Source organism: Ruegeria sp. THAF33 (genome assembly GCF_009363615.1).
GTDB lineage: Bacteria > Pseudomonadota > Alphaproteobacteria > Rhodobacterales > Rhodobacteraceae > Ruegeria.
In genome coordinates, this window is the sequence record NZ_CP045384.1 from 2,288,985 (window position 1) to 2,312,905 (window position 23,921).

The 23,921-nt window shown below is 59.1% G+C and carries 27 protein-coding genes and 1 tRNA gene; 13 read left to right on the forward strand and 15 right to left on the reverse strand.

Annotation, left to right across the window (positions count from 1 at the left end; translation table 11 throughout):
• Positions 1–9: 9 nt before the first annotated feature.
• Positions 10–456, reverse strand: coding sequence for a DUF302 domain-containing protein (locus FIU92_RS11425; protein ID WP_152458686.1), 447 nt, complete (start codon positions 454–456; stop codon positions 10–12).
• 226 nt (positions 457–682) lie between these two features.
• Between FIU92_RS11425 and FIU92_RS11430 the strand changes: the two genes are divergently transcribed.
• The 4 genes from FIU92_RS11430 (at position 683) to FIU92_RS11445 (ending at position 4,730) form a co-directional block, all read left to right on the forward strand.
• Positions 683–2,905, forward strand: a complete 2,223-nt coding sequence (locus FIU92_RS11430; RefSeq protein ID WP_254705300.1) for a fused MFS/spermidine synthase — start codon at positions 683–685, stop codon at positions 2,903–2,905.
• Between the two features lie 107 nt (positions 2,906–3,012).
• Complete coding sequence (gene hisF, locus FIU92_RS11435; protein ID WP_152458687.1) at positions 3,013–3,774, forward strand: imidazole glycerol phosphate synthase subunit HisF; 762 nt, start codon at positions 3,013–3,015, stop codon at positions 3,772–3,774.
• Entirely contained in the window at positions 3,771–4,088 is a 318-nt protein-coding gene (locus FIU92_RS11440; RefSeq protein ID WP_152458688.1) for a phosphoribosyl-ATP diphosphatase, read from the forward strand. The genes hisF and FIU92_RS11440 overlap by 4 nt, the downstream gene beginning before the upstream one ends.
• A 69-nt stretch (positions 4,089–4,157) precedes the next feature.
• The gene (locus FIU92_RS11445) at positions 4,158–4,730 is read left to right on the forward strand and encodes a hypothetical protein (protein WP_152458689.1); all 573 of its coding nucleotides are present in this window, start codon (positions 4,158–4,160) and stop codon (positions 4,728–4,730) included.
• Here FIU92_RS11445 and FIU92_RS11450 read toward each other — a convergent pair.
• The 4 genes from FIU92_RS11450 to rlmB form a co-directional block, all read right to left on the reverse strand.
• Complete coding sequence (locus FIU92_RS11450) at positions 4,727–5,197, reverse strand: CoA-binding protein (protein WP_152458690.1); 471 nt, start codon at positions 5,195–5,197, stop codon at positions 4,727–4,729. The genes FIU92_RS11445 and FIU92_RS11450 overlap by 4 nt on opposite strands.
• Before the next feature lie 196 nt (positions 5,198–5,393).
• Positions 5,394–5,852: a YHS domain-containing (seleno)protein gene (locus FIU92_RS11455; protein WP_152458691.1), complete on the reverse strand. Its 459-nt coding sequence runs from the start codon at positions 5,850–5,852 to the stop codon at positions 5,394–5,396.
• A gap of 97 nt (positions 5,853–5,949) precedes the next feature.
• On the reverse strand, positions 5,950–6,264 hold the full coding sequence (locus tag FIU92_RS23020) for a hypothetical protein (protein WP_152459901.1): 315 nt from the start codon (positions 6,262–6,264) through the stop codon (positions 5,950–5,952).
• Positions 6,248–7,018 (reverse strand): 23S rRNA (guanosine(2251)-2'-O)-methyltransferase RlmB, encoded by a 771-nt coding sequence (rlmB, locus tag FIU92_RS11465; RefSeq protein ID WP_152458692.1) that lies wholly within the window; start codon positions 7,016–7,018, stop codon positions 6,248–6,250. The genes FIU92_RS23020 and rlmB overlap by 17 nt, the downstream gene beginning before the upstream one ends.
• 116 nt (positions 7,019–7,134) lie before the next feature.
• Between rlmB and FIU92_RS11470 the strand changes: the two genes are divergently transcribed.
• Positions 7,135–7,218 (forward strand) — tRNA-Tyr (locus FIU92_RS11470).
• Positions 7,219–7,369: 151 nt separating this feature from the next.
• Positions 7,370–8,044 (forward strand): VPLPA-CTERM sorting domain-containing protein, encoded by a 675-nt coding sequence (locus FIU92_RS11475; RefSeq protein WP_152458693.1) that lies wholly within the window; start codon positions 7,370–7,372, stop codon positions 8,042–8,044.
• A 78-nt stretch (positions 8,045–8,122) separates the two neighbouring features.
• On the opposite strand, the gene FIU92_RS11480 is transcribed toward FIU92_RS11475, so the two are convergent.
• The 5 genes from FIU92_RS11480 to FIU92_RS11500 all read right to left on the reverse strand — a co-directional run bounded on the left by FIU92_RS11480 (position 8,123) and on the right by FIU92_RS11500 (position 13,555).
• Positions 8,123–8,644 (reverse strand): DUF2478 domain-containing protein, encoded by a 522-nt coding sequence (locus FIU92_RS11480; RefSeq protein ID WP_152458694.1) that lies wholly within the window; start codon positions 8,642–8,644, stop codon positions 8,123–8,125.
• A gap of 70 nt (positions 8,645–8,714) precedes the next feature.
• The gene (locus tag FIU92_RS11485; protein ID WP_152458695.1) at positions 8,715–9,380 is read right to left on the reverse strand and encodes an NnrU family protein; all 666 of its coding nucleotides are present in this window, start codon (positions 9,378–9,380) and stop codon (positions 8,715–8,717) included.
• A gap of 102 nt (positions 9,381–9,482) precedes the next feature.
• Positions 9,483–11,549 carry a proline/glycine betaine ABC transporter permease gene (locus FIU92_RS11490; RefSeq protein WP_152458696.1) on the reverse strand — a complete coding sequence of 689 codons (2,067 nt, stop codon included), beginning with the start codon at positions 11,547–11,549 and terminating at the stop codon, positions 9,483–9,485.
• On the reverse strand, positions 11,546–12,595 hold the full coding sequence (locus FIU92_RS11495; protein ID WP_152458697.1) for a glycine betaine/L-proline ABC transporter ATP-binding protein: 1,050 nt from the start codon (positions 12,593–12,595) through the stop codon (positions 11,546–11,548). The genes FIU92_RS11490 and FIU92_RS11495 overlap by 4 nt, the downstream gene beginning before the upstream one ends.
• Before the next feature lie 9 nt (positions 12,596–12,604).
• Entirely contained in the window at positions 12,605–13,555 is a 951-nt protein-coding gene (locus FIU92_RS11500) for an ABC transporter substrate-binding protein (RefSeq protein WP_152458698.1), read from the reverse strand.
• Between the two features lie 419 nt (positions 13,556–13,974).
• Here FIU92_RS11500 and FIU92_RS11505 point away from each other — a divergent pair, with 419 nt between their 5' ends.
• The gene (locus tag FIU92_RS11505) at positions 13,975–14,637 is read left to right on the forward strand and encodes a DNA-3-methyladenine glycosylase I (RefSeq protein ID WP_152458699.1); all 663 of its coding nucleotides are present in this window, start codon (positions 13,975–13,977) and stop codon (positions 14,635–14,637) included.
• A 42-nt stretch (positions 14,638–14,679) separates the two neighbouring features.
• On the forward strand, positions 14,680–15,372 hold the full coding sequence (locus FIU92_RS11510) for a hypothetical protein (RefSeq protein ID WP_152458700.1): 693 nt from the start codon (positions 14,680–14,682) through the stop codon (positions 15,370–15,372).
• Here the strand turns inward: FIU92_RS11510 and FIU92_RS11515 are convergent.
• A complete protein-coding gene (locus FIU92_RS11515; protein ID WP_171167173.1) occupies positions 15,369–15,776 on the reverse strand; it encodes a cytochrome c in 408 nt (135 codons plus the stop codon). The genes FIU92_RS11510 and FIU92_RS11515 overlap by 4 nt on opposite strands.
• A 97-nt stretch (positions 15,777–15,873) precedes the next feature.
• On the opposite strand from FIU92_RS11515, the gene FIU92_RS11520 reads away from it, so the two are divergent.
• Positions 15,874–16,311 carry a DMT family transporter gene (locus tag FIU92_RS11520; protein WP_152458701.1) on the forward strand — a complete coding sequence of 146 codons (438 nt, stop codon included), beginning with the start codon at positions 15,874–15,876 and terminating at the stop codon, positions 16,309–16,311.
• On the opposite strand, the gene FIU92_RS11525 is transcribed toward FIU92_RS11520, so the two are convergent.
• Both FIU92_RS11525 and FIU92_RS11530 read right to left on the reverse strand, forming a co-directional pair.
• Positions 16,295–16,981 (reverse strand): ABC transporter ATP-binding protein, encoded by a 687-nt coding sequence (locus tag FIU92_RS11525; RefSeq protein ID WP_152458702.1) that lies wholly within the window; start codon positions 16,979–16,981, stop codon positions 16,295–16,297. The genes FIU92_RS11520 and FIU92_RS11525 overlap by 17 nt on opposite strands.
• Complete coding sequence (locus FIU92_RS11530; protein ID WP_152458703.1) at positions 16,974–18,269, reverse strand: lipoprotein-releasing ABC transporter permease subunit; 1,296 nt, start codon at positions 18,267–18,269, stop codon at positions 16,974–16,976. Before FIU92_RS11530 ends, FIU92_RS11525 begins: the two co-directional genes overlap by 8 nt.
• An 18-nt stretch (positions 18,270–18,287) precedes the next feature.
• Here FIU92_RS11530 and FIU92_RS11535 point away from each other — a divergent pair, with 18 nt between their 5' ends.
• Both FIU92_RS11535 and FIU92_RS11540 read left to right on the forward strand, forming a co-directional pair.
• The gene (locus FIU92_RS11535) at positions 18,288–18,608 is read left to right on the forward strand and encodes a hypothetical protein (RefSeq protein WP_152458704.1); all 321 of its coding nucleotides are present in this window, start codon (positions 18,288–18,290) and stop codon (positions 18,606–18,608) included.
• A 17-nt stretch (positions 18,609–18,625) separates the two neighbouring features.
• A complete protein-coding gene (locus FIU92_RS11540; protein WP_152458705.1) occupies positions 18,626–18,985 on the forward strand; it encodes a hypothetical protein in 360 nt (119 codons plus the stop codon).
• Between the two features lie 116 nt (positions 18,986–19,101).
• Here the strand turns inward: FIU92_RS11540 and proS are convergent, their stop codons facing one another.
• Together proS and FIU92_RS11550 are read right to left on the reverse strand one after the other, a co-directional pair.
• A complete protein-coding gene (gene proS / locus FIU92_RS11545) occupies positions 19,102–20,442 on the reverse strand; it encodes a proline--tRNA ligase (RefSeq protein WP_152458706.1) in 1,341 nt (446 codons plus the stop codon).
• A gap of 71 nt (positions 20,443–20,513) precedes the next feature.
• Positions 20,514–21,332: a methyltransferase domain-containing protein gene (locus FIU92_RS11550; RefSeq protein ID WP_152458707.1), complete on the reverse strand. Its 819-nt coding sequence runs from the start codon at positions 21,330–21,332 to the stop codon at positions 20,514–20,516.
• Between the two features lie 190 nt (positions 21,333–21,522).
• On the opposite strand from FIU92_RS11550, the gene FIU92_RS11555 reads away from it, so the two are divergent.
• Positions 21,523–22,887 (forward strand): FAD-dependent oxidoreductase, encoded by a 1,365-nt coding sequence (locus FIU92_RS11555; protein WP_371419715.1) that lies wholly within the window; start codon positions 21,523–21,525, stop codon positions 22,885–22,887.
• Complete coding sequence (locus tag FIU92_RS11560) at positions 22,887–23,861, forward strand: isopenicillin N synthase family oxygenase (RefSeq protein WP_152458708.1); 975 nt, start codon at positions 22,887–22,889, stop codon at positions 23,859–23,861. Before FIU92_RS11555 ends, FIU92_RS11560 begins: the two co-directional genes overlap by 1 nt.
• Positions 23,862–23,921 lie beyond the last annotated feature (60 nt).

The window sequence follows — 23,921 nt, forward strand, 5'->3', positions numbered from 1 at the left end:
CAAAAGGTCTTAACCCGCGGCCGCAGCGGTCAACTTGGCGAGCGCACCGCGCATCTTCTCGATGACTGGTGACTTTTCGACGTCATCCAGCTCGTCCATCGTTTCCTTGGGGTCTTCATAGGCCAACCAGACCTGACCGTTCCCATCCTCATACGCCTGCACCTTGAGCGGCAGGAACAACCCTGCACGCGGATCGATCTGCATGGCCGGCGTGCCCAGCGCAGGATTGCCGAAAATCAGCACTTGATTGGCCGGGATGGGCGTACCGACCTTTTCCGCCCCGGCCGCGTGGTCGATACGGGCGAAGACAGTGGCCCCTGCGTTGCCAACCGCCGCTTCCAGCGCATCCAGCGCCTCGGCTACGGATTTGTTCGTTTGAACTTTGATGATGTCGTCAGCCATGGCGGCCAAAGCCCCTCCGAGCGAAAAAATTGAAGCAAGTATCAAGCTACGCATGTCGGTATTCCTTCTGTAATATTCACTCCAATTCTCACAGGTTTTGGAAATCTGACAATCACAAGTCTGGCATCAGCAAAGCTTTGCCAGAATTGAAGGCGCCCATTTTACCCTTGCTTTCGAGAACAATCCGACCAGAAGCCAAACATTTTACTGTGTTGAGCCATAATTCGGGCGGAATCCCCGCTTAACTCCTTCGTCAAACACAACAACCCGGGTGGCAAACGTGAGTATTTCCAACCTAGACGTTCCCAAGACGTCCAGATTCGGATCAGCAACCATTGCGATCTTCTGCGCGGCGATTTTCACGAGCGCCAGTCTGCTGTTCTTTGTCCAGCCGCTTTTTGCCAAACTGGTTCTTCCAAAAATCGGCGGCGCCCCGGCGGTCTGGACGACCGCAATGCTGTTTTTTCAAGTGGTGTTGATACTCGGGTATGTGTACGCGCACCTGTTGACCAAGTTTCTGCCTTTGCGCTGGCAGATCATCGCCCATTTTGCCTTTTGGGTGGCGGCGCTGACTTTCCTGCCGCTGTCCACCAGCGAAAGCTGGAGCTATGACGCCTCGACCTCGACCGCGCTGCAAACGCTTGGCCTGTTCGCCGTAGGTGTGGGTGTACCTTTTGCGGTATTGTCGGCAAATGCGCCCCTGTTGCAGGCCTGGTACGCCAGGTCGGGCGGGCCTTCGGCGGATGATCCGTATTTCCTTTACAGCGCCAGCAATATCGGATCCTTGCTGGCGTTGTTGGCCTTCCCCCTGGTTGCGGATCCATTTTTTGGCGCGGCCGAGATCAGCCGTGCCTGGCTGGTCGGCTTCGTGCTGTTCGGCGCGCTTTTGCTTAGCAGTGGCATGATCGCCTTGCGGGGATCACGGCACACGAATCCGTCGGCCCAAACGGCGCTCAAGGCCAGTTTCCCGACCCTGCGGCAGATCGCTGTCTGGGTGTTCGTCGCCTTCATCCCCTCTTCCTTGATGCTGTCCTTCACAACGCGGGTCAGCACGGATCTGGGTGCTCTCCCCTTGATCTGGGTCGTTCCGCTGGCGGTCTATATCCTGTCCTTCATCGTCGCGTTTGCCAAATGGAAACACCTGACGTTGGACGCCTTGAACCTGCCCATGCTGGCGGCGCTGGCGGCGGGTGTCGTACTGGTGTCCAAGGTGGTCAGCGAGCATGACGCGCCGGTGGTTATTCTGCTCTATGTCCCGGTGCTGTTCATCATCGCCCTTTTTGCGCACCGCCTGCTGTACGACATGCGCCCATCCGCCGAGCAATTGACAGTGTTCTACATCGCCCTTTCCATGGGCGGAGCAATTGGTGGGCTGTTCAATTCGATCGTTGCGCCGATTGCCTTCACACGTGAGTTGGAGGCGCCAATCACCATGATCCTGGCCGGAGGATTGTTTCTTGTCCGCGCTCCGGGATTTGCCGTTCGCCATGTCATCATGGGCATCGCGGCAAGTGTTTTCATCCTCGTCATCGCAGGTGCGACACGCGGCGTCGCAGCCCTGAGCGCGGATATCCCGCGTGCAGGTGCCCTGTTCGCGCTGATATTCGCGGTGCTGTACCTGTTTCGGGCACAGGCCATGCGTATCCCTGTGGTTCTTACCGTCGTTCTGCTGCCCGCATTTGCGGTAAAGAACAATCCGGTGTTTGAAGATCGCAGCTTTTTCGGCGTGCATTCGGTGTATTCAAGCGAGGGCTACCGTGTCTACAAGAACGGCACCACGGTGCATGGCTGGCAACGCGAATCCGAATATGGCGCTCGGCCCACTCCGCTGTCCTATTATCACCCCGAAGGACCGATGGCGCAGGTCATCACGTCGGACTTCGGCAAGCAATCCGACAGCATCGGAATTGTAGGTCTTGGAACAGGTGCACTGGCCTGCTATCGGCAGCCTGCGCAAAACTGGGACTTCTTCGAGATCGACGCGACCGTTGACCAGATCGCACGCGACCCTTCGCTGTTCACCTATCTGTCGGAATGCACGCCCGATTCCGAAACCCATCTGGGTGACGCCCGAATCGTTCTGAAGCAAAAGCCTTTTGCCTTCGATATCCTGGTTTTGGATGCGTACAGCTCGGACGCGATTCCGCTTCACTTGATCACACGCGAGGCGGTGGAGATGTATACCAGCCGCCTCGCCGATGATGGGGTTTTGGTGTTCCACATCACAAACCGGTTCTACGATCTGGTCCTGCCTTTGGCCCGAATTGCCGACAGTTTGAACCTGACCGCTGCGCATCAGCGGCTGGCCGTGGGTGAAGAGCAGGTTGAAACCGGAGCCGCCACCAGCAGCGTTGTGATCCTGAGCCCCGACAAATCCCGAATTGAGAGTTTTGCGCAGGATGGCAACTGGCAAATCGTCGAAACCGACGGCGCGCTGCCATGGACCGATGACAAGGCAAACCTGCTTTCGGCACTGAAGCTGCTGAAGAACCGGGATCACTAAGCCCCCCGCTCCGCCCATGGCCCGTGCTACCAGGGCCGTGGGCGGCAAAACGTCTGTGGCATCGGCGGCGCTTTGCCGGTAAAGGTCCGGCAACGAAGGACGATCAGATGCTGAAAACCCGGATTATTCCTTGCCTTGATGTTGCCGATGGCCGCGTGGTCAAAGGCGTGAATTTTGTCGGTCTGCGCGATGCGGGCGATCCCGTGGAATCGGCCAAGGCGTATGACGCCGCAGGCGCGGACGAAATCTGTTTTCTGGATATCCACGCAACCCACGAAAACCGCGGCACCATGTTCGATGTGGTACAGCGCACGGCCGAGCAGTGCTTTGTACCTCTGACAGTCGGCGGCGGGGTTCGCACCAAGGATGATGTCCGCGCCCTGTTGCTGGCGGGGGCAGACAAGGTCAGCTTCAACTCGGCAGCCGTTGCCAATCCCGACGTGATCGCGGAATCAGCAGATCAATTCGGCAGCCAGTGCATCGTCTGCGCCATCGACGCCAAGACGGTCAGCCCCGGAAAGTGGGAGATTTTCACGCATGGCGGCCGCAAGCCAACAGGTATTGATGCGGTCGAATTCGCAAAAACCGTTGTCGCCAAAGGCGCCGGAGAAATCCTGCTGACCTCGATGGACCGCGACGGCACCAAGGCTGGCTTCAACCTGCCCCTGACCCGAGCGATTTCCGATGCAGTGGACGTGCCCGTAATCGCAAGCGGCGGTGTCGGCAATCTGGATCATCTGGTCGAAGGCGTCACCCAAGGTGGCGCAAGTGCGGTGCTTGCAGCCTCGATCTTCCATTTCGGAGAATACACGATCCGCGAAGCCAAGGAACACATGGCCGCCGCAGGCATTCCGATGAGGCTGACATGAGCATTCTGCACGACCTTGCTGCCACGATTGAGGCGCGCAAAGGGGCTGACCCCGATTCAAGCTGGACAGCCAAGCTGCTTGCAAAGGGTCCCGAGAAATGCGCCGAGAAATTTGGTGAAGAAGCCATCGAAGCCATCATCGAAGCCACGAAGGGCGATCAGGCCAAGCTGACCGCCGAAGCAGCAGACGTGCTGTATCACCTGCTGGTCATGCTGGCCGCCCGAGACGTGGCGCTGGAGGATGTTCTGGCCGAACTTGCGCACCGTCAGGGCATCAGCGGCATTGCTGAAAAGGCAGCCCGCCCCAAAGGGTAACGGCCGGGTTCCGCGCCGCCGCAACGGCCGCTATACTCGGGCGTCAGAATGGCAGGCCGAGGGCGCGACATGATCCGAATTTTGATGCTTGTGGCAACGCTTGCCATCGTTGCGGCATGTGCGGCGCCTCCCCCCTCGACCGGGGATGAGGTACAACGCCTGACAGCCGAGATTCAGCGTCTTGGCCCGGATATCGATCCGGAAGAAGCCCGCCGGGCGGCGCAAGTCGCCTATTCCTATACCGCGCAGCTGGTGGAAGAATACCAGATCACCGACCCGCCGCTGATCCACAATGCGAAGGTCAACAAGGGATTGCGCCCGCGTGGTCTGTGCTGGCATTGGGCCGAGGATATCGAGCGTCGTCTGAAACAGGAAAACTTCCAGACGCTGGAATTGCACCGCGCCATCGCCAACGCCGACAATCCGCTGAGGATCGACCACAGCACCGCGATTATCAGTCGCAAGGGAGAAACGCTCTATGAGGGCGTCGTGCTGGACCCGTGGCGCTATGGCGGGGTGTTGTTCTGGTCACCTCTGGTCGAGGATACCCGATATGAGTGGGTCCCTCGGGACGTGGTGCTGGAAAAACGACGACAGGAACAGGTTGCCCGCCTGAAACCCTATCAGCCAGCAACGCCCTAAAGCTTGGACGAGATGATCCCGGTGGAAAACCCACCCATGCGTAGCTCGCCAAACAGGCGCTGATACTCGATCTTCGGACAGCGGTTCATCACGACGTCCACACCGCGGGCCTTGGCCTTGGCTGCCGCTTCAGGGTGTTCAACCCCGATTTGCATCCAGATCGTTCCGAGGGACGGGAACACCTCCAACGCTTCGTCCACAATGGGCGGCACGGATTCGGACCGTCGGAAGATGTCTACCATGTCCACGGGTTCGGATATCTCCGAAAGGCTGCCGCGTACCCTTTGGCCAAACAGGTCTTTCCCGGCATGGCCCGGATTGACCGGGATCACGTTGAACCCTTTCAACGACAGGTAGCGGGCGACGTAATAGCTGGGCCGCACCGGGTTCATGGACACTCCGACAACGGCAACGGTCTTGGTGCGTTGCAGAATGGCTCTCAGCTGCTGATCGGAATAGTCTGGCATGCCCTATCCTTAGCAGGGTTCCAAAAAGAAAAAAGCGCCCAAGAAGCCTTGGGCGCCAGTTGTTGGAACGAGGGACAGTGAAATGACCCGCGGCAGTTCCATTCCGCGGTCATTGTGACATTTAGGCATATATTTGGTAAAAAAAAGAGGGGCAGCGCATTTTTGTGATGACTCTTCACAATTAGCTGATTCTCGCTTACTCTCGATAAAGGATTGCCGGCCAGTTTTCTTCAGCCAACTCAATGTATTCTGCCTGATCCTGCTGCCAGATTTCCTCGATCTCGATCGAGTGCGTCAGGTACAGACGACCATCCACGACCTTCCAGGCCTTGGGGTCCGAGCTCTTCAGAACTCCCATCGCCATCGCAAATGAACAATACCCGCCGAACTGCGGCGCGAAAGCACGGGGATTGCTTTCGAACAGCTCGCGGTTTTCCTGCGAGGTGAAATGCCACCTCGCCCCTTTCCACATCACGGAATTCTCGGGCATGCCCATGATCGGCGTAGAACCGTCGAAAAAGGACACGGCATCATACCCGGCCAACGCCACCCCTTCGGTGGTGTAGTAAACGGGCCTTTCCTGCGCATACGTGGCAGGCGCCAGAAAAAAAGCGCACAGCGCGCCAAGTGTGGAACGTCGGGTCAGCATTGCCATGTCAGAATCTGAAATCACTGGGGTATCAAGATGCAATTTTTTGCTGCATGCGGAACCCCTGTTGACGTGGATGTGAACGATCTTCACCCAAAAACGGTCAATCGAAAATGTCTTCGATCACATCCCAGGCTTCATCGAACACGCGCGAGAACATGCTCTTTTTCTTCTTTTTTCGCTTGGTCTTCCGTGGAGGGGAATGAGAAACCGCAGATCGCACCGTTTTGGCAGGCGCAGCCTTCCGCTTGGGCAGCATCTTCAGATCATGCAAAGGTGCGCCACAACTAGAACAGCTCAGCTCGTGCCGTTCTTTGCCCCTCAGGACCAGCGCAGCCCGGGTCCCGCAGTAGCAGCAGGTCGCAATTTTGGATGGACCGGAAATAACGCTCTCCTTTTTGTCAGGGCCGGGATGCATATAAGGCGATTGCCGCGGCATTTGAGACGTTCAGCGATCCGAATCCCCCGGCTGCGTCAATTTTCACCAATTGATCCACGGTTTCCTTCGTCTTTTGGCGCAATCCCGGGCCTTCCGCCCCCAGAACAAGTGCGACGGGGCGGTCCCGACCGTCGCTCAGCGCGCCTTCGATCGTTACCTCTGCTTCACCGTCCAACCCAAGGACCAGAAATCCCATATTCTGTAGTTCAACAATTGTGTCGGCCAGGTTGCGCATCCGCAGATAGGGTTGACGCTCCAGCGCGCCGCTGGCGGTTTTTGCCAGGGCCCCAGTCTCGGGCGCGGAATGGTGGCGGGTGCCTATGACGGCACTTGCACCCAGAACTTCAGCCGAGCGCAGAATCGCCCCGACATTGTGCGGGTCCGTAACGCGGTCCAGAAGGATGACGCGTGGATTTTCCCGACCGATGCAGTTTTCGGCCAGACCGCCCCAATCCAGCGGCTTTACCTCCAGCGCGGCACCCTGGTGCACCGAGCCTGCATCGATGGGCGCCGTAAACTTGCGCGGATCAGCCATCTCGGGCTCGATCCCAGAGAATTCAATCGCTTCCGCCAGCTTGTCCCGCGCATTGCGCGTTACGATCAGGCGCAGTTTCTGCCGATTGGGGTTCATCAAAGCGTCGCGAACTGCATGCAGACCGAACAGCCAAACGGTTTCAGCAGCCGCGGCCTTGCGTGCCTGTTCCTTTTCAACGACCCATTTGGGTTTCTTCATTTTTCAGGCCTCCGGGCCGGGAATTCGGTTTCCTGCGCCAAAGCGAAATTTTCCTGTTGACGCTCCTTTGGTGCGCTAGTAATCACGCCTCCACGTCAGGTGCAACGCCTGACAGTGGGCGACAGGCCGCAAGGTGTGGCAGGGGACTGTAACTCCCTCGCGGAGACGCACGCCTGGTTCGATTCCAGGGTCGCCCACCATCTTTCCCGTAGAATTCAAAGATGGCCAGAACGCCTTGCCCGTGCGTGCTCACGTGCATGCTTTTGCGCAATAACGGCCGCAAAGACTCGTAAAAGTTGCGAAACCGCGCATCGCCCGCTAGTCTGTTAACGTATTTGCGAGGGACATGTTATGAGACTGCTTTTGGCGGCACTTGCCGTTTGTGTCGCAGGCGCAGCGAATGCGCTGACTATTACATTTGACAATAACTTTCCGAATGATCCTCAAAGCGGGCTGACAACGTTTCAAGGAACCAGCCAAGGTTTCACTTTTGACTATGCACCCGTCTACAACTTTGGAAATCAGATCAACTTGCACGACGACAACGGTGTGCTGTCAACGGTGGTGCAGGCCGTAAACGGGACGAAGTTTACGGCACAATCCGTGGATCTGTCAGGATTGTCGCGCGTGTTCAAGACCGGATCCGGCCCTGCACCCGCACTTGGAACGCAGGCCTACAACCAGTGGCTCAAGGCGGGTACTGCGACAGTTCCAACCCTGACATTTTCGGGGCTTCTGAACGGTGCCACAGTTGCGACGCAGACGTTCGGACCTTCGGCTTTGAACACTTTTGGTTTCTCCAGTGGGTTCACGGCCATTGATCAACTGTTGATCACGCTGAACGTCCCCAACGCGGTCAAATTCCCCTTTGGCCTTGGGTCGAACACCGTTTGGTGCGACCAATGGTGTGGCGAATTCAACGTGGATAATTTGCAAGTCGCACCAGTCCCCCTGCCCGCAAGCGGGCTGCTTTTGATTGGGGCCGTTCTAGGCCTGTTCGGATACCGCAGGCTTAAGACAACCTAGTTGCACCCAACATCAAAAAACGGCGCTGCTTGTTGGTCAGCGCTGTTTTTTGTCTCTTAACCAACTGTTTGGAAGGTTCTATTCCGCCGCCGGACGCAGTTCCGAGACCTTGTTGAACCACGCCTCGATTGCATCCAGATCCGCCGGCAGGGCTTCCGCTGCACCATCCGCGAAGGTCTGGAATTTCTCTTCGTTCAAACCGTTCACGCCGACCAGCACCGGGATATCCATCGCCAGCGCTTCGCCGATCACGGGGCGGAATCCACGCCCATCGGATTCATGCTTGCCGAATTTGTTGATGATCAGCAATTGGGGGGCGCCCTCCAGCGAGGCGGTCACATATCCCACCGCCTGTTCCAGCGCTGCCGGGTCCAGACGGCAACCGCGCGACTGGGTGCCCAGCGACTGCGAAATGCGGATGGTTTCACCGTCGGGCAGCACGCGCAAGTCCATATCGCATTTGCTGCTGTCGGCGCACTCCGTGTTTGTTTGCACGACACCGGCCAGTTTTGATCCGGACGCCAGCAGGCGTTCCGCAACGGCGCTCAGCAGGCGGTCCGTCGCGCCGCGATCGGTGGTGGTGACATAGGCCAGATGCATCTTGGACCTCTTGTAATTCGTTTGTGACGTTTCAAATAGCACGCAAGGCACCGCCCGGCCACTCCCTCGTTCACGGAAGCGGGGACAGGCCAATCACAGGGGCGTGCAGGTGAAGCAGAACCGCATAGGCGGCGAGCGCGGCCAGCCACACCCCGGGACGCGGCCAGGGGCGCGGAGCGCGCAGTGAGAACCGCGCCGTGTTGCGGGACAAGCGGACCCATTCAAAGCCCATTTCCCGCGACTTGCGCCGGTCGACAAGGGCCATACCCATGGCTGCGAAACCGGCAAACAGGCCGAACAGAATCACATGAGACAGGCTGCCATTGGCAATTAGATGTGCCACCGCCCACAGCATCAGCGCGGCAAGGATCGGGTGTCGGGTGGTGCGCAGGATACCGGGCTGTTCTGGGTCAAATGGCCGATTGCCCAGCCCCCCGAATGAGAACGGGTTCTGAATGATCAGCCCCGCGACAGCCAGCCAGCAGACCACCGGCATGATCAGAACCGGCGCCCAGCGCAAAAACGCAAATGGCGGGATGACCTCGACATAAGGAGCGTTGGCAGCGGCGATGATCAACCACGCCAGGACGGCCAGCGACAGAACCGAATAGGCCGTGAAATACCCCCGGCGTCCGAGTGTATCGATCAGCCGTCCGCGTATAGCAGGCCGCACCGGAATCGCGTGGCTGAGAAGGAATGTGACGAGCGCTGCAAGGAATAGGACCCAACCGGTCATGGTGATCTCCGCGTTATTGGGATCGGTCTAGATCAGGACGGCACGGGTATCCTTGTCCAAAATCAAGTTCGGCGCAGGGGCTATGCATCGCCCCTGCCCTGTTTACAACCCAAGCGCCGCGCGGCGTTCTTCGGCAAAGCCCTGCACGATGCGGTCGGCAATCAGCGCCAGAATCGCCATCGCGGCCCCGGCGGAAATGCCAAGCCCCACATCCGCCTGACCCAGCGCCAGATAGATCGACTGTCCCAGACCCGTGGTACCGATCAATGCGGCGATCACCAGCATCGCAAAGGCATAGAGGATGGTCTGGTTCAACCCCAGCAGGATCGTGGGCGCGGCATAGGGCGCGCGCACGTCGCGCATGATCTGCCACTCGGTCGCACCGCTTGAGATCGCGGCCTCCATCATCTCGTCCGGCGTGTTGACCAACCCGTGCCGTGTGTAGCGGATCATGGGCACGATCGCATAAGCACAGATTGCCAGAAAGGCCGAGAACTCTCCGATCTGGAACACCATGAGGACCGGGATCAGGAACACGAACAGAGGGATTGTCTGCAACATGTCGCAGATCGGACGGACCACTTTCCACACCGGCTCCCAGACCGCGCTGGCAAGGCCGATCAGGCCGCCGACCACGGCACAAGAAAACACCGCCGCACCGCTCAGGTAAAGCGACAAGAGCGCCCTCTCCCACAGGCCCGAAACGAGGATGGTGCACAGCAGCCCCACGCACAGCGCCGCCAGGCGCCAGCCCCCCGCGACCCAGCCCAGAGCAGCGGCACCGGTCAGGACAAAGGGCCACGGCAGGTTGGCAATGCCGGTTTCCAGCATTCCAATCAGGATCAGGACGATCAGACCACCCGTCAGCCGCCCACGCCATGCCATCAACAGCGCGATCCCGGCACCTGCGGCAAACAGGCCAAAGCTCATGCCCGCCGTCCACTGGAAGCCCCAGGTGAAGGGCAGCACCGCCTGATCCAGACCGATCCGCAAAGGCAGCAGCACATAGAACAGTGAGTTGTTCTTGAGCGCATCCAACCACGGGCCATTGGCCTGAGTGAACGCGGTCAGACCGCTGTCCACGGCCTCGGCCATCGGATCCAGCAAGGTCAGTTCGGATGGGTTCGGCAACCACGCCCAGAAGGCGGCGGTGAAGACCACGGCGAAACCCAACATCGCCCAGACAACCCGGCTGTCATAACGTTTGCGCTCGGTCGCCAAGGTGCCGCTCATCCGGTCGATCACCACGGCAAAGACCACGATGACCAGACCCGCCATCAGCGATTCACCGAACTGCGCCTTGCGCATGGTCAGCAGGACCTCCCAGCCGATGTCGTTGAACCCGCCGATGACGGCGGCAATGATGACCATGGACAAGGCCGCCATCAGACATTGGTTCACACCGACCATGATCTGCGTCGTGGCGGCGGGAATTTCGACCTGAAACAGTTGCTGAAACCGTGTGCCACCGGACATGATGGCGGCCTCTTTGATCTCGGGCTCGACCCGTTCCAGCCCCAGCATCACGTTGCGCGCCATGGGCGGCGCGGCGTAGATGGCCGAGGCGATCAGACCGACGACGGGGCCAAAGCCAAAAAGCAACAAAAGCGGGGTCAGATACGCAAAAGTCGGCACCGTCTGCATGACATCCAGAACCGCCTGAACGAAGGATTTCACCCGCGGCACCTCGTTGGCGAGGATGCCGATGCCACCACCCAGTATCAGCGCCACCGGGACGGATACTGCGACCAAGGCCAGAGTGTTCATGCTCTCAGCCCAGTAACCCGACGCCAGGACAAAGCTAAGGCCCAGAAAGCCCAGCGCCGCCATGGGCAAACCGCCCAAGTACCAGCCCAGAGCGGTCACGATCCCGATCAGAAGGGGCCATGGCGTGTTGCCAAGCACGAAATTCGCCCAGTTCATCGGATAGGTCATCATATCCGAGAACAACCGCATCGCCGGTTTGATCAGGTTCAGAAACCAATCCAGAAACGCGCCCACCCATTGGGTTGCAGGCAGCTCCCACGCGGCGGGCCATTTGACCAGCCATGGGGCGATGCCCTCAAGTGCAAGGCAAACCGCACCGACGACAACCGTGATCACGGCGGCCTTGGCGCCCGCCGTCAGCCGCGCGCCGTGCTGCGTCGGAACCTCAGTTACGGCGGTCATGTCTCGTCCACCTGAAGCGCGGCAGCCAGATCGGACGGGTGCACCGTGCCAACGACATTGCCATCGGCATCCCGCACCGGCACGGGTTCATAAAGCTCCATGCAATGGGCCAGGGCCGCGTCCAGTGTCATCGACGTGGTCAGGCCGGGATCGTCCGGGCCGCACTCTGCCTCGCTTCGCATGACCGAGGCGACCTTGGCATGCTGCCCCTTGGCGACATCTTTCGAGAACTCGCGCACGTAATCGTCCACGGGTCGCAGGACGATATCCGTTGGCGTGCCGATTTGCACGATCTTGCCGTCCCGCATGATGGCGATGCGGTCAGCCAGCTTCAGCGCTTCCTGAATATCGTGCGTAATGAAGACGATGGATTTCTTCAACGTCGCTTGAATGCGCAGGAATTCATCCTGCAACTGGCGACGGATCAGTGGATCAAGCGCCGAGAACGGTTCGTCCAGAAACCAGATGTCAGGGTTTACGGCAAGACTGCGGGCGATACCCACCCGCTGCCGCTGCCCGCCGGAAAGCTGTCGCGGGAAGCTGTCTTCGCGCCCTTCCAGACCGACCAGCGAGATCACTTCCTGCGCGCGGTCCAGCCGTTCCTTTTTGCCAACGCCCTGAACGCGCAGAGGATATGCGACGTTTTCAGCAACGGTCATGTGAGGGAACAGGCCGAAATGCTGGAACACCATGCCGAGTTTTTTCCGGCGCAGCTCGGTCAGGGCCTTTTTCGAGGCGCCTATGACATTCTCACCATCCACCCGAATTTCACCACCGGTGCCGGGCAGCAGTTGCGAGATACAGCGGATCAGCGTGGATTTGCCCGAGCCCGACAGGCCCATGATGACGAACAATTCGCCTTCCCTGACCTCGAAATTGGCATCTTGAACCGCCGGAATGAACCCGTTTTCCCGCAGGTCTGCGGCGGCCTTGTCAGCGTCATTCCCTGACCGAGACAGCGCGTCGGTCAGGGCTTTGTCAGCGCCCGGGCCAAAGACCTGCCAGAGATTCCGGCAGGCAATGGCTGGCATGGTCGTGTCAGTCACCTAAGTGGCTCACTTGGTCGCCGCGTCGACAACAGGACGCCATTTGTCTTCGTTTTCGGCCATCCATGCGGCGACAACTTCTTCGACCTGGCCGCCGTCAACATCGATCGCACCCATCATCGGCTGCTGGTCTTCGACCGCCAGTTGATAGTTGGACAGGATTTCATAGGCGGCGGGCCACTTTTCTTCCAGGCCGCTCCAGCCGGCTTTAAAGATGCGCGATGGCGAAAAGTCGCAATCATTTACCGCGTTCGGGTTCGGACCCCACGCCGGATCGTTAAAGCACGCCTCTTCACCTGCGGGCAGTTCAACGAACTGCACGTCATAGGCAGACATCGCCCAGTGCGGCTGCCAGAATGTGATTAGCAGCGGCGATTTACGCTCGGTCGATGCGCGAAGTTCAGCGATCAAGGCGCCTTCGGAACCGGCGGGGACAGCCTTGAACGGCAGCTCAAGGCCGGCCATGCGATCCGCACCAGGTGTGCCCCAGTCGGCCGGATAGTCGACCAGACGGCCACCGGGCAGAGTTTCCGCCGTGGCGAACACCTGCGCGCAGTCTTTCAGCGCTTCCCACGCCGGCAAGCCGGGGCACATATCAGCGACATGCGCCGGGTATGCGATACCTTCCTTGGCATCCAGGCCAAGATCGCCGATTTCGACAACCGTGCCTTCCTCGATCTTCTTGGCATATTCATCCGAAACATTGGACGACCAGATTTCAAGCGTCGCGTCGATGTCTCCATCGGCCAGCGCCTGGAACTGGTTCATCATGCCGGCGGTCACATATTCCACGTTATAACCAGCGGCCTTGAGCATTTCACCCGCCACATGCGTGGTCACGTGCTGACCGGTCCATTCGTTGATCGCCAGTTTGATCGGCTCGTCCACAGCCCCCATATCCGCCGCATGCGCCGCACCGGCAACGGTTAGGGCCATAAGGCTTACACTCAGTTTTTTCATGGATTTTCTCCCTGTCTTATTTGTTTTGCCCACCCCGGCAGGGGTTTCCCGCCGGTATCTTTGTCTGATGACAATACCATGCCGCAACATGCACAAATTTGGTCGGAAAAGGAAAGTGATCAGTTTGTAACAGCGCAGCTTTCTTGCCGCTGATGCGTTGATTTTCCCCCGCAGGCGCCGCAAGGGCCCCTGCCCGACCCGCCAATATCCCCCGCCCCGGGGCACGGAATGTTGACTGACGAGTCAATCACAAACCGTTTTGAACCCGTTTGTCGAGGATTTCTTTGACAGTTCAGTGTTTTTTCTTGTTCGGGCTAAATTTCGATTCCGGTCGGGTGGCTTTCAAACACCGAAAATTCCCATTGCAAAAGGAAGGCAAAACAAATCACTCTTGATATGACGGCTTTGAGGTTGGGTTAATGCGTACATTTGACGAAATCTTTGATATTGCCGCCTCTCGCCACGGTGGGATCGATGCCTTTGCAGCACAGCTGACCAAGCCCAAAAGCCACGAAGAACTGGCGGCGATGCCCGACGACCGGTGGCTATCGATCATCACGAAATGCGTCTTTCAGGCCGGTTTCAACTGGAAGGTCATCGAAAACAAATGGGATGGATTCGAGGCCGCCTTTGACGGTTTCGATGTGGGCCGGTGTGCGTTCATGGATGATGAAAAGTTCGATTCCCTGCTGCAAGACACACGCATTGTCCGCAATGGAACCAAGATCGCAGCAGCGCGGGACAACGCGGCGTTCCTTTTGGAACTGCGCAACGAAGGCGGCGCAGGCCAGGTTCTGGGGGGCTGGCCCTCTGATGACTATGTCAGCCTTCTTGCCATGCTGGCCAAACGCGGGTCTCGTCTTGGCGGGGCTTCGGCGCAATATGCGATGCGATTTGCGGGGCGCGACAGTTTCATTCTGTCGCGGGACGTCACCGCCCGTCTGATCGCCGAAGGTGTGATCGACAAACCCGCCACGTCGAAAAAAGCCATGGCGGCGGTGCAACGGGCCTTCAATTCCTGGATGGATCAATCCGGGCGGTCTTTGACGGAAATCAGCCGGGTTCTGGCCATGAGCCTGTGAAAACGGTTTGAGGATCGCAAGCAGAGGACTAGGATTCACCTCATGGTTCTGCGCGTATTCCTGTGTGCTCTTTTATTGCTGTCCTCTTGCGGCCGTCCATTGACAAAGCAAGAGCGCAACTTTGCGGATGCCATTCAGGGCGAAACCCTGAATCTTGACAGCGTGCGATTGGTCCAAGGTGCGCCGGTTGCCAATGTGACGTATTTCCGCGAAGAGCGGCCACGTCTGGCCTGTCGCGAGCGCATCCTTCCTCCGGTAGAACCCGGGCCGGTGACCGGCAGGCCCGCGGCCGTGGCCCTGTTCAACAAAGTCTACTTTGCGCGCGATTGGTATCTTGAAGACTACATGTCCGATTTTCCGGATCAGATGAATCTGGTGGCCGCGATGCTGCTGGCCCATGAACTGACGCATGTCTGGCAGTGGCAGAATCGCCGGACCACCGGTTACCACCCGTTGCGAGCAGCGGCGGAACATGGTGGGCGCAGCGACCCGTATCTTTTTGACCTCGAAACCTCGCCGGACTTCCTGTCCTACGGGTTTGAACAGCAGGGCGCCATCGTCGAGGAATACGTTTGCTGCCGTGCGCTGGACCCTCAGGCCACCCGAACCATACGGCTGCACAGGATGCTGAGCGCGCATTTTGATCTGTCCCCGCTTCCGCAAAAAGGGCGAGAGCGCGCGATCTTGCTTCCCTGGAGCGAGGCCGAGATCGACGGGATTTGCAGCGGAACCTAATTCTGCTGCAAGGTCTCCAGATAGGCCACCAGATCCACGATGGGCTGGCTCGTCAAAATTGGCTGACCCTGCGGCGTTTTCATGGATGTGTCCTGCCCGTCAAAATAAGGACCATAAACCGGCATAGGGCTACCATGGCTGACCAGCGGATCCCGACCATCAATGCGGGAGACAACGCGGGCAGTCGGGAACACGCCCTCTTCGTTGGACAAAGCGGTCAGATCGCTTGGTTGAACCACCAGCACGGCTGCCATCGGACCTTGGCCCATCGCGTCGATTCCGTGGCAGGTCGCGCAATGGTGCATATAGAGTTCCTCTCCGGTCTTCGCGTCCTGAGCCCAGGCGGCCTGCGAGGCAGCAGCCGAAACCCCAAGAACCATTACACTGATTGTTGCCTTGAACATCGTATCCTCCTGCCTGGATTGGCATTTGCAGGGTTGCCCGATGACCGTCTTGGCGCAATGATCCAGATCAACGAAAAAGGTACAGAGGTTTCGGGCAATGACACAATACGCCGCCATCATGCTGGCCGCCGGATTTGGAATTCCGATCCTGGCCGCGCTCAATGCGGCGCTGGGGAAAGTCATCGGGTCGCCAACTGCGGCAGCCGTTGTGCTGTTTGCCATCGCCTTCGCCGCCTCCGCCTTTGTCATGGCGCTGTTTCCCGGATTTGCGGCCTTGTCCAAGATTGCCAATGCGCCGAAACACCTGTTGCTTGCAGGTGTCCTGATTGCTTTCTATGTCCTGTCGATCACCCATGTCGCACCACATTTCGGGGTGGGCAATGCCGTGTTCTTTGTGCTGCTCGGGCAATTGATCAGCGCTGCGGCCATCGACCATTTCGGCCTGTTCGGCGCACAGGTCGAACCGCTTACACTCATGCGGATGGGCGGGATCGCCGTCATGGCCATTGGCGTTGCGATCACTCAACTGGCCTGAGCACCCCGCCCTCAAGCCGGACCATCCGGTCCATGCGCGCCGCAAGGTCAAGATTGTGCGTTGCTATCAACGCCGACAACCCTTCGTCCCGCACCAGCTTCATCAGTGTATCAAAGACCTGATCCGAGGTTTCGGGGTCCAGATTGCCCGTCGGTTCATCCGCCAACAAAACACGGGGCGCATTCGCCAAGGCCCGGCAAAACGCCACCCGCTGTTGTTCCCCACCTGAGAGTGCAGCGGGGCGATGGCTGGCGCGTGCGGCCACACCGACACGGTCCAGCAGATCCAACGCTCGGGCCTGTGCGGCCTTGTCCGGTACACCATTGGCCAGTTGTGGCAGGGTAATGTTTTCCAATGCCGTGAATTCCGGCAGCAAGTGGTGGAATTGATACACGAACCCGACATCCTGCCGACGCAGTGCGGTTCTGGTCCGGTCGCCCTTGCCCGATACGTTCTGCCCGCCGATTTCAACGGTTCCTTCGTCGGGCATGTCCAGCAGACCGGCGATATGCAGAAGCGTTGATTTACCTGCCCCAGAGGGCGCAACCATCGCTACGGCCTCACCCGCGCGCAGATCCAGATCAACTCCGCGCAGGACCTGCACCTCGCCCGGTTTGCCTTTCAGATAGGTCTTGGTCAGACCTTTCAGACGCAATGTGACATCATTCATAGCGCAACGCCTCGACCGGGTTCAGCCGCGCCGCTCGACGGGCAGGGAAATAGGTGACGACAAAGGACAGGCCAAGCGACAGGCCGATCGCCTTGAGCACGTCGCTCAGATGCAGCTCGGCGGGCAAGGCATAGATGCCCCGGATCGAAGGATCCCAGACGCCGCCGCCCATCACGTAATTCACGAAGGAAAAGATCGGATCGATATAGATCGCAAAAAGACACCCCAGGATGACCCCCATTGCCGTTCCGATCAGGCCGGTAAAAGCTCCGCAGATGAAAAAGACACGCAGAACCGATCCTTCGCTCAGGCCAATGGTACGCAGGATGCCGATATCGCGCCCCTTGTTCTTGACCAGCATGATAAGGCCCGAAACGATATTCATCGCGGCGATCAGAACGAGGATCGAAAGGATGATGAACATCACGTTGTCTTCAACTTCCAATGCCCGCAGGAACCCACCGGATGCATCCTGCCAGGTCCAGATCTGGCTGCGCTCGCCCGAGGCCTCGAGAATCGAAATAAGGATCGGGCCCAGGTCTTCGGGGTTGTCCACCATCACTTCGATTTCGTCAGCCACACCTTCGCGATTGAAGAAACCCTGCGCCTGCGAAAACGGCATGTAGACGCGCGTGCGGTCGATGTCATAGCGCCCGGCCGAGAACACATAGACAACGCGATAGGCATTCACGCGGGGCGACGTACCGAAGGCGGTTTTGACGCCGTTGGGCGACGTCAACTTGACGACATCCCCGACCGTTGCCCCGATGCTGCGCGCCACGCCTGAACCAATTGCGATGACATCCTCACCCGCCTGGAATTCAGACAAGTCCCCCACAGCCTGCTCTGCCCGGGCAATTCCGGGCAGATCACGCAGATCGTCGGGTCGGATTCCAAACACTTCAACCCCGCTGCTGCGGTCGTGGTTGGTGATCAGCACCTGCCCCTTCACCAAAGGAGCCGCGCGTTGAACACCGGGCACTTGTGCGATCCGGGCCGCGCGCTCTTCGTAGTCGGCGATTGTGCGATCCACCCGCCCCTGCGCGTCAATCTCGCCTGACGAATAGACCGTTACATGCGCGTTGGCGCCCAGGATGGTGCCGACGAATTCGGAACGGAAGCCGGACCGGACCGCCAGTGTCGCGATCAGGGCAAACACTGCCAATGTGATCCCGATCAGAGAAATCCAGGTCATCACACTGACGCCGCCCTCGGCCCTGCGGGCCCGCAGATAACGCCATGCGATTTTCCATTCAAAAGGGGCAAAGGGCGGGGGTGTGTTGGCCATGCCTTCTCCGGGGTGTTCATGTTCGCGGGGACAGTTTCGGCATTTCACCCGATGGTCAAGCCGGTTGTCGCTCTGAACCCGCTCCTCAGCCTGAACAAGCCGAATCAATCCGGTTGCCCAGCACGGCGGCCGGGCCAAATGGATGACTTGAAAATCTGGTGCTACACCATGAGTTGTGAAGCCCATCACAGACAAACCGGTATTGTTTCATGTATGAAGTTAATCATCGCGCTTTGTGAGCTCCTGAATCGAAAAAGCAACAATGGGCGCGAAATTTTATTACTCTTTTTGATTATTTTCAGAAACTTTGTCACCCTGTATGTGGGGGAACACATTTAAGGAGCGGGGGTCGCTCAATGAATTTTCAAATTTCAACCAACGGTGCGGGGGTTATTCCGTCTCGCCAAGCATCAAAAGAACTGGATTGTGAAACAGCGGCGCTGCTGCGTGCGGCCATTCGGCCGATCTTTGCCAGCGCGGCAAGCTGGGGCAATCTGACGGATATTCTGAAAGACAAAGGGTACCGTCTGGTTTTCCGGCAAGGGCGTCTGTGTATCACGGATCGCACTACGGACGCGCGGGTTTGCGGATTGCGGTTTCTAGGTCTTGAGTTTCGCGACCTGGTCAACCGGCTGGGCCGTCCGATCGTGGTCGCACGCGGCGATGGCGCCAACGGAGATATCCTTGCAACGCGCCCGACGGCAGACCAAGACTGACCTCTCAACCGATCGAATTGGTCAGATCACATTTGGTGGCCAAGCCAATCGCATGGCCACCTTCGCGAAATGGATCTGTGTTGCGTGACAGCAAGACCCGTCACCGGTGACGGTGCTCAGGCAATCTGCTGGTAGATTTCAGCAACTTTGGTAACGGCCGCCTCGGGGCTCAGTTCCTCGCTTTCGCCGGTCCGGCGGCAAGTCAGTTCAACGACACCATTCTTCAGGCCACGCGGCCCGACCGTGATCCGCCAGGGCAGACCAATCAGGTCCATGGTCGCAAACTTGCCCCCGGCCCGTTCATTGCGGTCATCATAAAGCGGCTCCAGCCCCAAGGCTGTCAGAGCATTGTAGATTTTGTCACAGGCCGCATCCGCTTCTTCATCGCCCTGCTTCAGGTTCACGATGCCGCAATGGAACGGGGTCACGCCCTCGGGCCAGATGATGCCTTTGTCGTCATGGCTTGCCTCGATGATCGCGCCGACCAGGCGGCTGACACCAATCCCGTGACTGCCCATATGCACCGGAACCGGTTTTCCATCCGGGCCCTGCACGGTGGCACCCAGCGGCTCGGAATATTTCGTGCCGAAATAGAAGATCTGCCCAACTTCGATACCACGCGCCACGCGGCGGCGTTCTTCGGGGATCTGATTGAACAGCGCCTCGTCATGCGTTTCATCCGTGCGTGCGTATTTCGAGGTGAACTCTTCCAAGATCGCCTGACACTGTTCGCGGCTGTCATAGTCAATCTCACGATCACCAAAGGTAAGATCGGTGACGGCGCTGTCATAGAAGACCTCGGATTCACCAGTGTCAGCCAGCACGAGGAACTCATGGGTGTCATCGCCGCCGATGGGCCCCGAATCCGCGCGCATCGGGATCGCCTGAAGGCCCATACGCTCGTAGGTACGCAGATAGCTGACAAGATGGCGATTATAGGCGTGCAGCGCATCTTCCTTGGTGAGGTCGAAGTTGTAGCCGTCCTTCATATAGAACTCGCGGCCCCGCATCACGCCGAAACGCGGGCGGATTTCGTCGCGGAATTTCCACTGGATCTGATAGAGGGTCAGCGGAAGGTCTTTGTAGCTGTTCACGTGGCCGCGGAAAATATCGGTCACCAGTTCTTCGGCCGTGGGCGTGAACAGCATGTCCCGGTCATGCCGGTCCTTCATGCGCAGCATTTCCTGCCCGTAATCGTCATAGCGGCCGGATTCGCGCCACAAATCCGCCGATTGGATGATGGGCATCTGGATCGCGATGTGACCGGCCCGGGCCTGTTCTTCATGGACAATGTTTTCCAGCTTGCGCAGCACTTTGAAACCCAGCGGCAGCCAGGAATATATCCCGGCAGAAGCCTGCTTGATCATCCCGGCACGCAGCATCAGCCGGTGGCTAACGATCTGGGCCTCGGACGGGTTTTCCTTGAGAACGGGCAGAAAGTAACGGCTGAGGCGCATGAACGATCCTATTTGTCTAGCGAAAGCCCGAATGCTCTACGCGATCCACAAAGGCTAGGCAAGGCGGCGCATCATTCAGGCTTGCGCAGCAAATAAGTGTAATAGTTGCACGAACCAAAGAACGTGCCTTCCCGCGCGGCTGCTTTCTGACCTTCGGCCCATTTCAAGGCGGTCTCGGCGTCGATCGCGCCTGCCTGAATGCAAGGGCCGACATAGGCGTCGATCATGTTTCCGAAGAACGAGGTCTGGCCAGCCTCGGCCAGCAATTCCGGGATGAAACCGGCAAGTTCCAGCCCCGCCTGCCGGGCCAGGAACGGAAGATGCCGCAGAACGAACGGATTGCCGACAACCGTCTGCAAGATTGCGTCCACCGCCATCGCGTTGGCGTCAGGGTCGCCAGCACCGATCGTCAACGACGCATAGTCGCCATCGAAAATGGCGATCGTGCCGCCGGGCCGCGTCAGCCGCGCGGCTTCCTCTAGCATCGCCGTCGGGTCCGCCACATGGCTGATCACCGTATGTGCGATGACGATATCAAAGCTGCCTTGGCCGTCACCGGTGTTTCGGGAATCCGCAACCTCGTACCGAATGCGCCCCGCCAACCCCGCGGCATCCGTCTTTTCCATTGCTACCTTGATCAGTTCCGCTGCCAGATCCGACCCGACAATCTCGCATTCCGGGCCGACCCGGTCAGCCAGCGCCCGTGTCACGACGCCCGTGCCACAGCCCAGATCGACAATGCGGTGGCACGAGGCCCAGTCGAGCCGGTCGAAATAGCGTTCGCGCATTTTCACGAAATCCGGCATTTCGCCGCGAAACTCCAGACGGTCCGCGACGACGCGAACCGTGTCTTCCCCCTGTTGATCCAGGCTCTGATAGATGTCGGGCATTGCTCCGTCCCCCAAGGCAGGGCGTCAGTATAGCACGTTTCGGCCCGGCACGTCGGCTCTCTGCGCTGGCGGGCTGTGAAAGCGACGCCGGACAATGGCGCATTTGCGACCCAAGGTCAGTCGGGTTTTTGATTGACCCGCCAATTGGGAATTTCAATTGTGGCGGGAACACAAACACCAGGAGGCGCTGTTGCAGACAATTCAGGAACCCGCCCGGCAGATACCTGTCATCCACCAGACCGATATTCTGGTCGTGGGCTCTGGCCCGGCCGGGTTGGCAGCAGCGCTGGCAGCGGCCCGCGCAGGCGCAGACGTGTCGCTAGTTGACCGGTTCGGCTGTATGGGCGGCAACATCACTGCCGTCGGCGTCGAAGGATTCGCCTGGTACCGGCACGAGCAAACCGTCGAGGCCGGCGGCATCGGGATGGAGTTCGAAACCCGCGCCAAAGAGATGGGCGCGGCGGTGCCCGAAAGCCAGTCGCTCAGCTATGAACTGGACAGCGAAGGGTTCAAGCTGGTGGCGGACAAGCTGGTCGAAGAGGCGGGTGTTCATCCGATGCTGCACCGGCAATTCGTCGCCCCGATAATGGACGGCGACCGGATCACTGGCATCATCACCGAATCCAAGGCCGGGCGCGAGGCGATACTGGCCAAGGTGGTAATCGATGCCACCGGCGACGCCGATGTGGCCCATCGCGCGGGGGCCCCGACGCATAAAACACCTAGGGAGGACATGATGGCGGCCTCTGTCATGTTCCATCTGGCCGGGGTGGACAAGCGCGCCTTTATGGAAGGCGTCAAAGCCGATCCGCAGACCTACAAGGACTGGGGCGGCGGCGGTGAGTGGAACATCGAAACCAGCGGCAAAGAGGACGACATGTTCTCGCCCTTCGTGCACAAGCCGTTCCAGCAGGCCATCGATCAGGGCCTGATCCCGCCGCATCTGAACACCATCGCGGGCACATGGGGTGCGATGCATGACACGGGTGAGCTGACCTATATGAACCTCATCCATCTGGCTGAGGTCGATGGCACCGATCCCGACAGCCTGACAAAGGGTGAGATCGAAGGCCGACGCCAGTCGATGCTGGCCATCGAAGCCCTGCGCCGCTTCATGCCCGGATGCGAAAACGCACGGCTTCGGAACTTCGGCATGACCATCGGCATCCGCGACACCCGCAAGATCGACGCGGTATATAACATGACCGAAGACGACGCCCGCCATCAGGGCCGGTTTGAGGATACGATCGGCATCTACCCCGAATTCATCGACGGCTATGGCATCCTGATCCTGCCGACCACGGGGCGGTATATGCAGGTCCCCTACCGCTCGATGCTGCCCAGGGGCGTCAAGGGCCTGCTGGTCGCTGGGCGGTCGCATGGTGCGGACCGGGTGGCCCATGCCGCCACGCGCAACATGGCCTGCTGCGCCGTCATGGGCCAGGGTGCGGGCATTGCGGCGGCCATGGCACTGAAAAGCAATCAGAGCCTGGACCAATTGAACCTGGCACTTGTTCACACGGAACTAGAGCGTCAGGGGGTCAGGATTCACTGATGGACAGGATTCCGACAATAGACATCTCGCCGCTGTCCGACCCTGGCAGCGCAGCCTTTGCCGCAACGGTACAAGGTATAATTGAGGCCTGCACAGGAATCGGGTTTCTGTCCATCACCGGGACAGGTGTGTCCCAGCAGACGGTGGATCAGGTCCGTCAGACCACACGAGAGATCTTTGCCATAAATGAATCCCGCAAATGGGATCAGGCCATCACGCGCGAGAATTATCGCGGTTATATCCCGATGGGTTTTTTCACACCGAATGACGGATCCGGCAAAGCCGACAAATACGAGGGTTACAAGCTGCACCACGAGGTTGCCGCCACCGACCCCGTGCGCAGTGAATGTGCCCTGTACGGCCCAAATCTGTGGCCCGCCGAAGTTCCCCGCGCCAAAGAGGTCATCCTGGATTATTGGCGTCAATTGGATCAGGTCACTGATGTGTTGTTGGGCGCATTGGAATCCGGCCTGAACTTGACCTCTGGCATTTTGCGCGACGCGTTCCGCAACCCGATGACCAATATGACATTGCTGCACTATCCCCCGCAGGCCGCGGAAGAAGCGGGCTATGGCATCCATCCGCACAAGGATACGGACGCACTGACCATCATCGCGCCCGATCCGGTGGGCGGGCTCGAGGTGCAGACCCGCAGCGGCAAGTGGATTTCACCGGACTGCCCACTCGGTGGTTTCGTGGTGAATATCGGCGACATGCTGGAACTTTGGTCAGGCGGGCGATTGAAATCCACGCCACATCGGGTGGTCAACCGGTCGGGCAAGGAACGGTATTCTTTCCCTTATTTCGCCGTACCCCGCCATGACGTCATTGTTGAACCGTTGTTGCCCGCCCTGCCCGGTTTCGACCGCCCGGCGGTTCATTGTGGGCACTGGTCGGCAGAAATCTGGCGCACCAACTGGCCCGATGAAGCCGCAGACGAAGACACCCCTGAACTGGGGACGTTGCACGATTGAAACGGGCAAAGCCCCTGCCCATGAAGCGCTTGCATCATGGGCTTTGATGCGCCAAGAACG